The 14,178-nt window shown below is 64.6% G+C and carries 13 protein-coding genes; 7 read left to right on the top strand and 6 right to left on the bottom strand.

Annotated features, from left to right (window positions below):
* The first annotated feature begins 223 nt into the window (after positions 1-223).
* The 7 genes from rpmB to ACX80Z_RS12345 all read left to right on the top strand — a co-directional run bounded on the left by rpmB (position 224) and on the right by ACX80Z_RS12345 (position 6,963).
* Positions 224-460, top strand: a complete 237-nt coding sequence (gene rpmB, locus ACX80Z_RS12375) for a 50S ribosomal protein L28 (RefSeq protein ID WP_019481733.1) — start codon at positions 224-226, stop codon at positions 458-460.
* Positions 460-627, top strand: a complete 168-nt coding sequence (rpmG, locus tag ACX80Z_RS12370; protein ID WP_019481734.1) for a 50S ribosomal protein L33 — start codon at positions 460-462, stop codon at positions 625-627. Before rpmB ends, rpmG begins: the two co-directional genes overlap by 1 nt.
* Before the next feature lie 4 nt (positions 628-631).
* A complete protein-coding gene (gene rpsN, locus ACX80Z_RS12365; RefSeq protein ID WP_019481735.1) occupies positions 632-937 on the top strand; it encodes a 30S ribosomal protein S14 in 306 nt (101 codons plus the stop codon).
* A 112-nt stretch (positions 938-1,049) separates the two neighbouring features.
* Positions 1,050-2,216, top strand: a complete 1,167-nt coding sequence (locus tag ACX80Z_RS12360) for an MFS transporter (RefSeq protein ID WP_162148057.1) — start codon at positions 1,050-1,052, stop codon at positions 2,214-2,216.
* 142 nt (positions 2,217-2,358) lie between these two features.
* Positions 2,359-2,649 (top strand): HU family DNA-binding protein, encoded by a 291-nt coding sequence (locus ACX80Z_RS12355; protein ID WP_019481737.1) that lies wholly within the window; start codon positions 2,359-2,361, stop codon positions 2,647-2,649.
* A 127-nt stretch (positions 2,650-2,776) separates the two neighbouring features.
* Entirely contained in the window at positions 2,777-4,960 is a 2,184-nt protein-coding gene (locus tag ACX80Z_RS12350) for a cytochrome c oxidase assembly protein (protein ID WP_459316072.1), read from the top strand.
* Positions 4,957-6,963 carry an NHL domain-containing thioredoxin family protein gene (locus ACX80Z_RS12345; RefSeq protein ID WP_116778438.1) on the top strand — a complete coding sequence of 669 codons (2,007 nt, stop codon included), beginning with the start codon at positions 4,957-4,959 and terminating at the stop codon, positions 6,961-6,963. The genes ACX80Z_RS12350 and ACX80Z_RS12345 overlap by 4 nt, the downstream gene beginning before the upstream one ends.
* Here ACX80Z_RS12345 and ACX80Z_RS12340 read toward each other — a convergent pair.
* From ACX80Z_RS12340 to ACX80Z_RS12315, 6 genes are read right to left on the bottom strand one after another with little or no spacing between them, the layout of a single operon-like run.
* Positions 6,960-7,925, bottom strand: coding sequence for a hypothetical protein (locus ACX80Z_RS12340; protein WP_019481740.1), 966 nt, complete (start codon positions 7,923-7,925; stop codon positions 6,960-6,962). The genes ACX80Z_RS12345 and ACX80Z_RS12340 overlap by 4 nt on opposite strands.
* Before the next feature lie 46 nt (positions 7,926-7,971).
* On the bottom strand, positions 7,972-9,594 hold the full coding sequence (locus ACX80Z_RS12335; protein ID WP_459316071.1) for a helicase HerA-like domain-containing protein: 1,623 nt from the start codon (positions 9,592-9,594) through the stop codon (positions 7,972-7,974).
* A 3-nt stretch (positions 9,595-9,597) separates the two neighbouring features.
* Positions 9,598-10,926, bottom strand: a complete 1,329-nt coding sequence (locus tag ACX80Z_RS12330) for an ABC transporter ATP-binding protein (RefSeq protein WP_019481742.1) — start codon at positions 10,924-10,926, stop codon at positions 9,598-9,600.
* 52 nt (positions 10,927-10,978) lie between these two features.
* Positions 10,979-11,827: a carbohydrate ABC transporter permease gene (locus ACX80Z_RS12325; protein WP_019481743.1), complete on the bottom strand. Its 849-nt coding sequence runs from the start codon at positions 11,825-11,827 to the stop codon at positions 10,979-10,981.
* Entirely contained in the window at positions 11,824-12,732 is a 909-nt protein-coding gene (locus tag ACX80Z_RS12320; RefSeq protein WP_050994835.1) for a carbohydrate ABC transporter permease, read from the bottom strand. Before ACX80Z_RS12320 ends, ACX80Z_RS12325 begins: the two co-directional genes overlap by 4 nt.
* Before the next feature lie 53 nt (positions 12,733-12,785).
* A complete protein-coding gene (locus ACX80Z_RS12315; protein WP_035766329.1) occupies positions 12,786-14,105 on the bottom strand; it encodes an extracellular solute-binding protein in 1,320 nt (439 codons plus the stop codon).
* Positions 14,106-14,178: the final 73 nt, after the last annotated feature.

The following is a 14,178-nucleotide window of genomic DNA, read 5'->3' as shown; positions in this document are numbered from 1 at the left end:
GGCAGCTCCTAGAATAGGAGGGCATCAGGTGGCGGAGCGTGCGCAATTGCTCCGATTCTTGGGATCATATCTTCCGGGGAATCGGTAGTTAGGGGCTCAAGTTGCGCGAAAACCGCTAATCATCCCGACAGTTTCGGCTGTCGTTTGGGGCGCCCCTGGTTGCATTCCCAGCAGACAAGACTGCTGGTTCTAGGTATTTTCATTAACTCTTTGGAGGATCGTCATGGCAGCTCACTGCCAAGTGACTGGAGCCGAGCCGGGCTTTGGGCACAGCATTTCCCACTCACACCGCCGCACCAAGCGCAGGTTTGACCCGAACATCCAGAAGAAGCGCTACTGGGTTCCGTCCCTGCGCCGCAACGTCACGCTGCAGGTTTCGGCCCGCGGCATCAAGACCATCGATGTGCGCGGAATTGACGCCGTCGTCGCGTCGATCCTGGCTCGGGGAGTGAAGCTCTAATGGCAAAAGATAAAGACGTACGCCCGATCATCAAGCTGAAGTCGACGGCCGGCACGGGGTACACCTACGTGACCCGCAAGAACCGCCGTAACGACCCGGACCGCATGGTTCTGATGAAGTACGATCCCAAGATCCGCAAGCACGTCGAATTCCGAGAGGAGCGCTAAACACATGGCTAAGAAGTCTAAAATTGCCCGCAACGAACAGCGCAAGGTAATTGTTGAGCGCTACGCCGAGAAGCGCCTCGAGCTGAAGAAGACGCTGGTTGACCCCAACGCGACTGACGAAGCCCGCGAAGCTGCACGCCTCGGCCTGCAGAAGCTGCCCCGCAACGCGTCGCCAGTACGCCTCCGCAACCGCGACCAGATCGATGGCCGCCCCCGCGGAACGCTGCAGAAGTTCGGTATCTCCCGTGTTCGCTTCCGCGACATGGCTCACCGCGGCGAGCTGCCCGGTGTGACCAAGTCCAGCTGGTAACTCCGGCTGGCTGGTAACTACCAGTTTGCAAGAGGACGGCGACCCTGGGTCGCCGTCCTCTTGCGTTAAGCGCCGGTCCTGACAGACTGCACCCATCCTGAAGGGAATGCCCGTGCGGCAGCAGAAACTGCTCGAACCTCCGATGCTGTTGCTGTCCGTGGGTGGGTTCCTTGCGGTCGCCACAGAGGTGCTCCCCATTGGTCTGCTGCCCCTGATGGCGGAGGACCTGGGTGTCACCGAGTCGGCCATCGGGTTGCTGGTCTCTGCCTACGCAGCAGTGGTGGTGTTCGCCTCCATCCCGTTGAACGCGTGGACCAGTGCTGTGCCCCGAAAGCCGCTGCTGGTGGGGCTGCTCGCCGGTTACGGCGTCAGCAACATCGTGCTGTGCCTGGCGCAGGATTACTCGGTGGCGCTGACCGGGCGAATCCTGGCCGGGGCGTGTCACGCACTGTTCTTCGCGGTGGTCTTCGGCTACGCGAGCCGGTTGGCACCGCCGGGCCGGTTGGGTGGGGCGATGGCGCTGGTGAACGCGGGCAACGCCGTCGCGATCGCTCTCGGGGTGCCCCTGAGTACCTGGCTGGGGGCGACGGTCGGGTGGCGCTGGTCGTTCGGCTGCGCCGCCATCATTGCGCTGCTCCTGTCGGTGGGCGCCGCCGTCGTCATGCCGGGCATTGGCGGGTCCAAGGTTTCTGGCGGCGCACAGCTGCGTGAGGCGTTGGCGGGACCTGCACTGCGGCGGGTGATAGTCGCGGTGGTGGTGATGATGACCGCCCAGTTTGCCCTCTACACCTTCATCACCCCGGTGCTGCTCCAGTCAGGCTTCACCGCTGAGAACGTGGGATTCGCGTTGCTCGCCTACGGCGGAGCCGGGATTCTGGGACTCGCGATCTGCAGCCGGTTCACCGACTCGGCGTTGCGTCCCGCGTTACTGCTCTCCCTGCTGGTGATGACGGTGTCTTTCCTGGGGGTCGCGCTGCTGGATGGGGCGCCGGGCTGGACCCTGGCCGTGGTGATCCTGTGGGGCCTGCTGTACGGTCCGGTTCCCGCCTATGTGCAGACCGCAGCGATGAGCGCGTTCCGGGACCACCCGGACACCGTGGCTGCCGTTCATAACTCGACGTTCAATATCGGGATCAGCGCCGGAGCGCTGGTGGGTGCGCAGATGCTGACAGTGGGTGGCCCGTCGGGAATCGGATTCGCTGCGGCGGGGCTGGCACTCGGGGCGCTGGTCGTGGTCTTCACCGGCACCAAACAGGGATTTCCCCGAGTCAGCAGCTGAAATAGTGCCCTTTGGCATCTAAAAACCCCCAAAAACGCCGGAAACGACCGGAGTTTGGTGCTCAAGCTGGTAAGTTTTCGCACAGAGGCTTTCAGAATCGTGAAGGCTTTACAAATAACGGACAAGTCCAGGAGGACGTAAATTGGCAACGAAAGAAACCAAGAACCGCAGCGAACTGGTAGCAGAAGTAGCAGCGAAGGCTGACACCAGCCAGACCGCCGTTAACGGCGTTCTTGACGCACTGTTCGATGTACTGGCAACCTCAGCTGCCAACAACGTCAAGGTCACCATCCCAGGTTGGCTCGCTGTCGAGCGCACCGAGCGTGCCGCCCGCACCGGACGCAACCCTCAGACCGGCGAGACCATCCAGATTGCAGCAGGCAGCAGCGTCAAGCTGACCGCCGGCTCCAAGCTGAAGGCTGCTGTCAAGTAGTCAGTCACCCGGTCCGCTAAGGACTCTAGGCCGCCACCCTTTCCGGTGGCGGCCTTTCCTTTTAACGTCGAACTTCAACTTCGGGCGTGAGTCACCGAATTGTTACCCGTTCTACGCAGGGTAGACAATGGTAGATGTGGCTACTACAACCAAGGCGCCCCGGCCGACCGACCGCCCGGGCATACAGACCCCAGGGGTGAAGGTTGGCTGGCTGATTGCCGGCGGTGCCGCCGTCGTGGTCGCACTCATCCTCGCCCTGCTGTTCTCGGGGGCTGCCGGTCCGCGTCAGCTGGGCGACCCGGGTGCCCTGACCCGCTGGGGATTGCCGGTCGCCAAGGCGTTGAACAACATTTCGGTTGCCGCCGTTATCGGCTCGCTGGTCTTCGCCGTCATGATCCTCCCGCGCCGGGTCGGATCGACCCACCGCCGCACCAGTAATGCGCGCACCAGCAGCGCCGGCACCCCGGGCGACGAACACCCCGCCTTCAGCGCGGTCATGACCCTCGCCTCCGTCGCCGCAGTATCGTGGACCCTCGCCGCCGTCGGTGTGCTGCTGTTCACCTACTCCGACGCCGCCGGCCTGCCGCTGAGCAGCGACCCCGGCTACACGGAGGGGCTGGCCTCCTACCTCACCGACTTCGACACCGGCCGCGCCTGGCTGTCCACCGTCCTGATCGCCGCCGTCGTCGCCACCATGACCTTCGGGGCCCGATCCAGCGGCTGGCTGGCACTGACCGGTGTCCTATCGCTCCTCGGCTTGATGCCGATGGCCCTGATCGGCCACTCAGCCAGCGGCGACGACCACTACGCCGCCATCAACTCGATCGCCCTGCACCTGGTGGGGGTCTGCCTGTGGATCGGCGGCATCATTGTGCTGGCGGTGATCAGCGGGCGGCTGGGCGTCCTGACCTCCAGCGTGCTGCGCCGCTTTTCCTCCCTCGCAGGTTTCGCTTTCATCCTGGTGGTGCTGTCCGGTGTGATCAACGCCAGCCTCCGCATCAACGATCTGGGCCAGCTCGGCTCGGAGTGGGGCCTGCTGGTCACCTTCAAGACGGTTGCCACCCTGCTGCTCGGCGGGATCGGCCTCATGCACCGGCAGTGGATCATTCCCCAGCTCGGAACGGGCAGCGGGTCGCTCACGGGAGGCCAGCTCTCCGCCCGGCGGGTGCTGTGGCAGCTGATCGCCGTGGAACTGCTGATCATGGGCGCAGTCTCGGGTGTTGCTGTTGCCCTGTCCCGGACGGCCCCGCCTGTCAGCGAGGAGATCGCCCCCGACGCCTCGCCGGCGCGGATCCTCTCCGGGTATGACCTGCCGCCCGAGCTGACGTTTGAACGCTGGTTCACCGAATGGCGCTTCGACTGGCTCTGGGTGGCCTTCGTGGCGGTCGTCGGGGTGGCTTACGTGCGGGGCGTGGTGAAGGTCCGCAAACGCGGCGACAAATGGCCGCTCCTGCGGCTTGCCTGCTGGCTGGTCGGGCTGACGCTGCTGACCTACATCACCTCGGGTGCTCCAGCCGTCTACGGCATGGTGTTGTTCAGTACACACATGGTGGGTCACATGGCCCTGACCATGGTGGTTCCGCTCTTCCTGGTCCTCGGCGCGCCGGTAACGCTGGCGCTCAAGGCGCTGACCCCTCGCGGCGACGGGTCCCGGGGGATCCGCGAGTGGATCCTGGTGCTGGTGCACTCGCGCTTCTCCGCGCTGGTGACCCACCCGCTGTTCGCCGCAGCCAACTTCGCCGGATCGATCGTGATCTTCTACTATTCACCGCTGTTCGGCTTCGCGATGCGGGAACATGTGGGCCACGAACTGATGTACGTGCACTTCCTAATCACCGGGTACATTTTCGTCCTTTCGATGCTGGGCTCCGATCCGGTGCCACGCCGCGCACCGTATCCGCTGCGGATCCTGCTCCTCTTCGCCACCATGGCCTTCCACGCCTTCTTCGGTGTCGCGCTGATGGGGTCCACGTCACTGCTCCAGGCTTCCTGGTTCGGCAACATGGGCCGGGACTGGGGCCCCTCGGCGCTGGAGGACCAGCAACTCGGCGGCGCCCTGACCTGGGGGATCGGCGAGATTCCCACCCTGCTGGTGGCGATCGGCGTCGCCATCATGTGGTCGCGTGACGACGCCCGGGAGTCCAAACGGACCGATCGTGCGGCGGACAGGAATAACGACGCCGATCTCACCGCTTACAACAACATGTTCGCTTCGCTGGCGGAACGCGACAACCGCCGCGGTCCAGGCACACCGGGACCCGGAAAGCCAGCATCATCCCAGAAGCCTGACCAACCAGGAGAGCGTGAATGACTGAGACCTCGATCCGCACCGATTACCGGGTGCGTGCCTCCGAACTGGTGGGCCGCAACTGGCTCAACACGGGAGGGCGGCAGCTCACCCTCGAAGATCTGCGCGGGAAGATCGTCATCCTCGACTTCTGGACCTTCTGCTGCATCAACTGCCTGCACGTCCTGGATGAGCTGCGGCCGCTGGAGCAGAAGTTCAGCGACGTGGTTGTCACAGTGGGAGTCCACTCACCCAAGTTCGAACATGAAGCGGACCCGGACGCCCTGGCCGCCGCGGTGGAACGCTACGACATCCAGCACCCGGTGCTGGACGACCCGGAGCTGACCACCTGGCAGGCCTACACCGCCCGCGCCTGGCCCACCCTCGTCGTCGTCGACCCCGAGGGGTACATTGTGGCGCACCTCTCCGGTGAGGGCCACGCTGCCGGGCTGGAGTCCCTCGTCCAGGAGCTGGTGGAGGAACACTCCGCGAAGGGCACGCTGCACCGCGGCGACGGACCCTACGTTCCTGCCGAAAGCACCGCCGGCGACCTCCGGTTCCCGGGCAAAGCCGTCCCCCTCGCCAACGGTTCGCTCCTGATCGGCGACACCGGCCACCACCGGCTGGTGGAGCTCGACGCCGACCTGGTCACCGTCCGCCGCACCATCGGCTCGGGGGAGAAGGGCGCTGCCGACGGCACCGCTGCCGGGGCCCAGTTCAACGAGCCGCAGGGCCTCGCGGTCCTGCCCCAGCAGGTTGCCCGGCAGGTCGGGTACGACGTCGTCGTCGCCGACTCCGTGAACCACCTGCTCCGTGGCGTGGCCCTCGCCGACGGCGCGGTCACCACCATTGCGGGCAACGGCGTGCAGCGGCTGCTGGACGCTGGCAACCACGTGAAGGCACGCCCCGCCGAGCTGCAGGAGAACTTCGACCAGCCGAGCGGGTACGACGTAGAATCCCCGGAGGACGCCACCCCTCGCCTGACCGACACCCACCTGGGCACCCGGCCGCTGGAGGTCTCGCTGTCCTCGCCGTGGGACGTGCTGTGGTCCACCGTGCTGGAACGCGTGGTGATTGCCATGGCGGGCACCCATCAGCTGTTTACGTTCGATCCAGTCACCGGATCCGTCGACATCCTCGCGGGCACCGGACTGGAGGGCCTGCTCGACGGCGACGGATCCGAGGCCTGGTTCGCCCAGTCCTCGGGCCTGGCCGAGGATGCCAGCGGCAACCTCTGGGTCGCCGACTCGGAAACGTCGGCAGTACGGACCCTTTCCTTCCCCGAGTTCAACGGTCACCGCCGCACCCAGGTGCGGACCGCCATCGGGACCGGGTTGTTTGATTTCGGTTTCAGGGACGGCGCCGCGGACCAGGCACGCCTGCAGCACCCGCTGGGCATTACCGCCCTCCCCGATGGGTCGGTGGCCATCGCCGACACCTACAACGGCGCGGTGCGCCGGTACGATCCAGCCACGGGGCAGGTCTCAACCCTGGCCCGCGGTCTTTCGGAGCCCTGCGACGTTCTGGTGGACCTGACCCCCACCGCGTCGGGCAGCGAGCCGCTCCTCATTGTGGTGGAAGCCAACCGCCACCAGCTGGTCCGGGTGCCGATCCCCAAGGAAGCGCTCGCCGTCGATGAAGGCGCGTCCCAGACGCAACGACCGCAGACCCCCGTCGTCGCCGGATCGCATGCGCTTACGATCCGGTTCTCCGCGCCCAAGGGACAGAAACTCGACGACCGGTGGGGTGACCCCACCCAGCTGAAGATCTCCTCCTCACCCGAGGAACTACTGGTATCCGGTGGCGGAACGTCGGTGGGTCTGACCCGCGAACTGGTGCTGTCCGACGCCGTCAGCGAGGGCGTTCTGCACATCACCGCCCGCGCGGCGGCCTGTGACGGGGAGCCGGGCGGCGAGATCCCCGATCATGCAGCATGCCACCTCTACCAGCAGGATTGGGGTATCCCGGTGCGGATCAGCGACGACGGCGAAACCGGGTTGACCCTGGACCTGCGGGGCCTCGACTAGTACTGGACCACCGGGGTGACGGCGATTTCGTCGTCGCCCACTGACAGGCGGGCGGTGAAGCCGAACTCGCGGGGGACCGTCACCGGTTCGATCGAGCCGGTGAAGAGGTCCTGCAGCGAGGTGGACAGTTCGGCGTTGCCTGAGAGCGGCGCCATCACCCAGCTGCCGTTGAACGGCTCGATGGAGACCGTCGGGTATTCCGTGATGGACCAGCGGATGTCCCCGGCTACCCGGTTCTCGGTCTGGAAGTTGAAGGGGCAATTGGCGGGCTGGAACACGGTCTGCGCCGCACACTCATCCAGGAAGCGCCGGATCTGGCCGTCCACCGCCTCCACCAGCGCATCGGTGGCCGCGGTAGCGAGCGCTATTCGTTGGCCGCCCGAGCGGTCGGTGACGGCAACGGTTTGGGCCGGCGCAGCGAAGTACTCGCTCGTGTAGTGGGCTTCAAAGTCCCCGGGGTAAAACACGGCGAACTGGTTTCTGCCCTCGGGCATGCCGACCCTGGTCCCATTGAGGGTGGCCTCGACCTGGTTGATCACCGACAGTTCGAGGGTGGGCAGCACCGACGGAACAAACTCCCAGGTGTTGAAGAACAGCCACTCCGTACCGGTGCGCTCCAGGGAAAACGTTGACGAGTGTGCTGCACCGCGGACCGTGTAGGTGATGGTGACCTCCACCCGGCCGTCACCGACCTCCACCGCCTCACCGACCGCCACGCCCTCAACAGCTGCCATCGACTGCTGCAGCGGAGCACCGTTGAGCATGGCCGCGTTGGCCTCGGGCACCGACGCGTTGAGGAGCCCCAGGGCGCGTTCGCCGTCGCCGTCCGAGAGTGCTTCGAGGTAGTCGTGGACCTGTTCCTCGGGGTTGAAAATGTGCGTATTGACCACCACCACAGTGGCAATCGCGGCCGCAACCACGACCATCAGACCGAGCAGCCAGGCTGCTAGGACTTTGATCACAGAAGACGTTTGCACGCTATTACGTTACCCGTTGAGTGGTGCCCGGTTACCAACGACGACGACTGCGCCTCCGCTGTGTGCCGAATAAACCCCGGGCGAGCTCCGCCCCGATGGCGCCTGCCGCCTTGACCGCGAACTCCATCAGTTCACCGTCTTGCTGCCGGGGTGCCGGCGTGGGAACGCCGAGGGGTGGGGGTGTCCCAGCCGGACCGGAGGACGGTGGCGGGGCGCCCCGGTGCCCCGTAATTGACTCTTCAATCCGGCGGGCCTCGTCATCAGCAGCTGGTTCGGCCCGGGGCGGCGTCGCGCTGGGCGGAGCGGGAGTGGTGAGCTTTTCGAAGGCCGAATGGCTGTCGATCGCCGTTTCGTAGTGGGTGCGGAGCGGTGAGGCCCGGACGATCTCCTCCACGACAGCAGGCACTGAGGGGCCCATCGTCGATTCGGGGGAGGTCATTCGGGTCCAGGCGACGGGGGTGGGCGCGCCCCGATCGTTCATGACGGTCACCACCGCCTCGCCCGTCCCTGCTGAGGTGAGAACCTCAGCCAGGTCGTAGTCACTGGTGGGGAAGGTGGACACCGTGGCTTTCAAAGCCTTCGCGTCCTCGGGGGTGAAGGCGCGCAACGCGTGCTGAACACGGTTGGCCAATTGCCCGAGGACGTCCGCTGGAACATCCCTGGGCGTCTGGGTGACGAAGAAGATGCCGACACCCTTGGACCGGATCAGGCGGACTGACGTCTGGATGGACCGCAGAAATTCCTTGGACGCGTCGTCGAAGAGCAGATGCGCCTCGTCGAGGAAAAACACCAGCTTGGGTTTGTCTTGATCTCCCACCTCGGGCAGGTCGGCGAAAAGATCGGCTACCAGCCACATCAGGAAGGTGGAAAAGAGTTGGGGTGTTTGCAGGAGGGTGGGCAGTTCGAGGCAGCTGATCATTCCCCTGCCGTCCGGGGCCTGGCGGAGCAGATCGGCGGTGTCGAATTCGGGTTCTCCAAAGAATCTGGCCATGTCCTGCGCTTCAAGGGTGATCAGCTCCCGCAGGATCACCCCCGCGGTAGCCTTCGACAAGCCACCGAGGTCCTTCAAAGCGGTTTTGCCCTCGTCGGAGGTGAGGAACGAAATCACTGCCCGAAGATCAGCGAGGTTCAATAATTCCAGCCCGGCCAGGTCAGCGTAGTGGAAAATCAGGGTGAGGCTGGACTCCTGGGTCTCATTCAAGTCCATCACCCGGGAGAGCAGCAGCGGCCCAAACTCGGAGATGGTTGCGCGAATGGGAACACCGGCACCGTGCCCGCCCAGGGAGAAGTACTCGACCGGGAAACTCCTGGCGGACCACTGCTGGCCCACGCTCAGGGTGCGGGCCAGCAGCCTCTCACCGCCGGGTCCCGGGGTGGAGAGACCGGTCAGGTCCCCTTTGATGTCCGCCAGGAACACCGGGACACCCTGGGCGCTGAGCTGCTCAGCCATGACCTGCAGCGTGATGGTTTTTCCCGTGCCGGTTGCCCCTGCGACGAGCCCGTGACGGTTCATCATCGCCAGCGGAAGACGCACCGCCGCTTCGGGGTACACCTCGCCATCCAGCACTGCGGCACCGAGATGGATCGAGGGCCCCTCGAAGGTATATCCGGAGGAGATCCCGGCAATCAGTTCCGAACCGTCACGCTCCACCAATGGTCAGCTCGCCGCGGCGTGTTTGCCGCCACCCTGACCGTTGTCGGTGCTGCCGCTGCCCGAATCCGGGGTTCCGTGGCCGTTGACGCGGTCCGCTTCCTTGGCCGTGGCGATCTCCTCGGCACGCTCCTGACCGGCTTCAGCAGTCAGCGCTGCGCCCGCCTCGGCGTCGCGGGTGAGGTTCTCCCCGGACTCAGGATCAAACAGGTGCAGCTTCCGGGTGTCCAGCCAGATTTCGGCTTCGCGTCCGCCACGGATCCGGCTGGCAGCGTCGAGGGTGACAACGATCTGCGGGCGGAGTTCGTCGGCATCCATTTCGCGGGCCAGGTTGTTCAGGAGCTCGCGCATTTCGGGGTCCGGGTTGAAGTTGATGTAACCGTACTGTTCGTTGCCGAGCCACTCGGTATGGGTGAGCGTGGCGGTGAAGATCGAGCCGTGGGGCAGCTTGGACTCCTCGACCAGTTTCGCGTCCTCAAAGAACTCCGGCCGGACGCCCACCAGCACCACCTTCTTGCCTTCAACCTTGGCCAGCTTCTCGGCAGGGACGTCGAGGTCGCCGAGGACGGTTTGCAGTTTGCCGTTCTCAATGGTCGCGGGGATGAAGTTCATCGATGGAGAGCCGATGAAGCCGGCAACGAAAAGGTTCCGGGGCTGCTCGTAGAGTTCCCGTGGGGAGGCGATCTGCTGCAGTTCGCCCATCTTCAGGACTGCCACCCGGTCGCCCAGGGTCATAGCCTCGGTCTGGTCGTGGGTAACGTACACGCTGGTCACCCCGAGCCGGCGCTGCATCTGGGAGATCTCCGAGCGCATCTGGCCGCGCAATTTCGCGTCCAGGTTGGACAGCGGCTCGTCGAAGAGGAACGCATCAGCCTGGCGCACAATGGCCCGGCCCATGGCAACCCGCTGGCGCTGGCCACCGGAAAGGTTGGCCGGCTTCCGCTGCAGGTGGTCGGTCAGTTCAAGGGTGGCTGCCGCCTCGGTGACAAGCTTGTTCACCTGTTCCTCGCTGTGCTTGCCTTTCGCGAGCCGCAGCGGGAAGGCGATGTTCTCATACACCGTGAGGTGCGGGTACAAGGCGTAGTTCTGGAACACCATGGCCAGGTTGCGGTCCCGGGGTGCCTTATCGTTGACGCGCTCGCCGTCGATCAGGAGCTCGCCGTCGGTGATGTCCTCCAGGCCCACGATCATGCGCAGCAGGGTGGATTTGCCGCAGCCGGAGGGGCCCACCAGGATGATGAACTCGCCGTCGGCGATGTCGATGCTGATGTCATTGACGGCGGGGAATCCGTCGCCGTATTTCTTGACCAGGTTGTTGAGGGTAATTGAAGCCATTTTCTGGTGATCCTTTTCTATGTGACTGGCGCAGGCGGCTGGGACTGCGCCATTAGCCCTTGACGGCGCCCGAGGTCAGGCCGGAAACGATTTGACGTTGGAACAGCAGGACCAGCAGGACGATCGGGATGGTGACGATGATCGCAGCGGCCGAGATGGCGCCGGTGGGTGACTCGAACTGGGAGGCTCCGGTGAAGAATGCCAGCGCCGCCGGAACCGGCCGCGCTGCTTCGGTGGAGGTCAGCGAAATGCCGTACACAAAGTCGTTCCACGCGATGAAAAACGCGATAATCGCCGTCGTGAACACCCCGGGTGCCGCCAGCGGGACGATGGCCTTGCGGAAGGCCTGCCAGGTGGTGGCGCCGTCGACCTGCGCCGCCTGCTCCAGCTCCCACGGGATCTGGCGGAAGAACGCAGCCAGCGTCCAGATGGAGATCGGCAGGGTCAGGGACAGGTAGGGGATGATCAACCCGAGCCAGGTGTCATACAGGCCGATGTTGCGCCAGAGGTTGAACAGCGGGGTGACAATCGAGATCACGGGGAAGATCGAAACCGCGAGGGCCGTGGTGAGCACGAGCCGCTTCCCCGGGAAGTCGAGACGGGCAATCGCATAGGCGCACAGGGTGGCCAGGACGACGGCGATTGCCGTGGCGATGAGCGAGATGCCGATGGAGTTGCGCAGGGAGGTCAGGAACAGTTCCTGCGCGTCACCAACGAGGATCTGCTCGTAGTTGGAGATGGTGGCAGCTCCCGACGACGGCAGGAAACTTCCGTTGGTCAGGTCGCTGGGAGATTTGAACGAGGTAGCCAGGATGGAAGCCACCGGGAACAGGGCGTAAAGCAGCACCAGAACCGAGATTACTGCCCACCAGATCTTTTCGCGCCGGGAAGAGTTCTTCATTTCTTTTCTCCTCTCGTGCCGGCAAGATCCACTTTGAAGATCTTGATGGCAGCGAAGCTGATCAGGATGACGCACAGGAACAGCAGGACCGAGACGGCCGAGCCGAGACCAATCTCGAGGCGGCTGATCGACGTCCGGTAGGCGAGGAGCGAAAGCACTTCGGTGTTGTTCTCGCCATTGGTCATGATGAAGACATTGTCGAATATTCGGAACGCGTCCAGGGCCCTGAACAGGACGGCGACCATGATCGCCGCCTTCATGTTGGGGATGACGACCTTGCGCATCTGCTCCCACCAGGTGGCCCCGTCGACCTTGGCGGCCTCGGTCAGCTCATCGGGCACCTGCGCCAGGCCGGCGAGGAGGAGCAGTGAGATGAAGGGGGTGGTCTTCCAGATCTCCGACGCCATGATCACGAAGAGTGAGGTGCCGGTCTGAGCGAACCAGTTGAGGTCCGAGTCGATGCCGGGGACCCAGTCAAACCAGGCGTTCACGTACCCCGAGTTGATGTCGAAGGCGTAGAACCAGGCGTACGCCGACACCACGGTGATGATGCCGTACGGCACCAGGATCGCGGTACGGAGGATGCCTTTGAGAGACTTCAGCGCCTTGCTCATGACCAGGGCCAGGGCGAAGCCCAGGACCAGTTCGACGGCGACGGTGATCACCGTAATGAGGACCGTGACCAGGAGGCCCTGCCACCACACGCTGTCGGAGAGGATCGTGATGTAGTTGGCGAACCAGATGAACTCCCGCTCATCGGGGGCGGTGAGCCGGAACGCAAACAGGGACTCGAAGAAGGCCTGCAGGATCGGGTAGAGGGTCACCATCAGCATCACCACGAAGGCGGGGCCCGCGAGGTACCAGCCCATCCGGCGTTCGGCTTTGACCCGGTCGCTGTGCTGCATCTTCTGCTTCTTCAGCTTGTCGCCGGCATCAGGCTTGTTGATCGTTGAGCTACTCACAGTAGCCTCTCCCCTCTGAGCACTGCGGTGATGAACTCCTGGGACTGTTCGGGGGTCTGGTCAGGATCCACTTCGTTGGGTGGCGACCATTCCTGCTGCAGTCCGGTGGAGATTTCGTTGTAGAACGGTGTCTGAGGGCGAGGAGCCGCGAGTTCGAGGGAGTCCCTGATGGTCGTCGCCATGGGGAAGTCTTCCTCAATCGCTGGATCGTCGTACGCCTCCGAGTTGGACGGCGGGTTGCCGTTGGTGATGAAGTACTCGGTCTGGTTCTCCGGTTGGACGATGCACTCGATCGCTTCGTAGGCCAGGTCAGGGTTGTCGCTGGCCGCGCCGACTCCGAGGTTGATCCCGCCCAGCGGCGGTGCGGTGTCCTCGCCCTCGGTGACGGCCGGAAACAGGGCCCAACCTATGTCGTCGACCACCGACTGGTCGATGGACCCAGCCTCGACGGCGCCCAGGGTGGCGGGCCAGACGAACGGGTAGTTGACCATGAAGGAGCCGTCGTCGCCCTGGAAGAGGGTGAGGGACGTGTTCTCGGTGGAGGTCGGCAGGCCCGGGCCGCCGAGGCCCTCGGTGCCGATGGTGGCGATGATCCGTGCCGCTTCCTGCCCGGCCTCGGAGGTGAGGCCCAGTTGCAGTTCGTCGGCGGGAGCCTCCGGGTTCTCGAGGATCTGGCCCCCTGCCGATTCAACCAGCGCGTTGATCCACACGGTCATTGATTCCGCGGGGGAGCCTTGCACGCCGAGGAGCTTGTCCTGCTCGGTGGCTGCTTCGATCAGTTGGTCCCAGGTCACGGGTTGGGACATGTCCAGCCCGGCGGCCTCGGCGACCGATTCGCGGTACCAGAGGATCTGGGTGTTCGCCCAGAACGGCACCGTTACCAGTTCTTCTTTCCAGGTGGCACCGGCCAGCGCGCCTTCGAGCACGTTCTCGGTGAAGACGTCGACTGAGTCCTCGGGGATGGGTGCCAGGAAGCCGGGTTCCGCGAGCTCGGGGATGAACGGCGGGTCAATGCTCATGATGTCCATTGAGGTGTCTCCGGCTGCGAGCCGCCGCGCCAACTGCTCGCGTTGGGCTGCTGCATCGGTAGGCAACAGGGACGTTTCAATCCGGTAGGCGCCGTCGGCCTCTTCGGTGCAGCTGGCGGCTATGGCAGCCTGCCCGCCGGCGTCGGGGTTGATGTACCAGGTAAGCGTTGTCACGCTTTCCGCCGGCCCACAACCCGTCAGCAACATGGTTCCGATCGCCAGTGTCGCCACAGCTGCCGCTTTCGGCCGGCTCCGGACTGGATGAATTTTCCCTCGCCTGTTCGGCATTCCCACCGCGCCTCCACATCGTTGTAGACAGTCCGTTCACCCGAGGTACAGCGGGCGAACCAAAGCAACCTTG

The organism is Arthrobacter sp. TMT4-20 (assembly GCF_054510775.1).
This window is presented reverse-complemented; position numbering and strand designations above follow the sequence as displayed.

Excerpts from the sequence above, each read along its gene's own strand:
- ACX80Z_RS12350 (WP_459316072.1), top strand. The coding sequence starts at position 2,777 with ATGGTAGATGTGGCTACTACAACCAAGGCGCCCCGGCCGACCGACCGC.
- rpmG (WP_019481734.1), top strand. The coding sequence starts at position 460 with ATGGCAAAAGATAAAGACGTACGCCCGATCATCAAGCTGAAGTCGACG.
- rpsN (WP_019481735.1), top strand. The coding sequence starts at position 632 with ATGGCTAAGAAGTCTAAAATTGCCCGCAACGAACAGCGCAAGGTAATT.
- ACX80Z_RS12345 (WP_116778438.1), top strand. The coding sequence starts at position 4,957 with ATGACTGAGACCTCGATCCGCACCGATTACCGGGTGCGTGCCTCCGAA.
- ACX80Z_RS12330 (WP_019481742.1), bottom strand. The coding sequence starts at position 10,926 with ATGGCTTCAATTACCCTCAACAACCTGGTCAAGAAATACGGCGACGGA.
- ACX80Z_RS12325 (WP_019481743.1), bottom strand. The coding sequence starts at position 11,827 with ATGAAGAACTCTTCCCGGCGCGAAAAGATCTGGTGGGCAGTAATCTCG.
- rpmB (WP_019481733.1), top strand. The coding sequence starts at position 224 with ATGGCAGCTCACTGCCAAGTGACTGGAGCCGAGCCGGGCTTTGGGCAC.
- ACX80Z_RS12320 (WP_050994835.1), bottom strand. The coding sequence starts at position 12,732 with ATGCAGCACAGCGACCGGGTCAAAGCCGAACGCCGGATGGGCTGGTAC.
- ACX80Z_RS12315 (WP_035766329.1), bottom strand. The coding sequence starts at position 14,105 with ATGCCGAACAGGCGAGGGAAAATTCATCCAGTCCGGAGCCGGCCGAAA.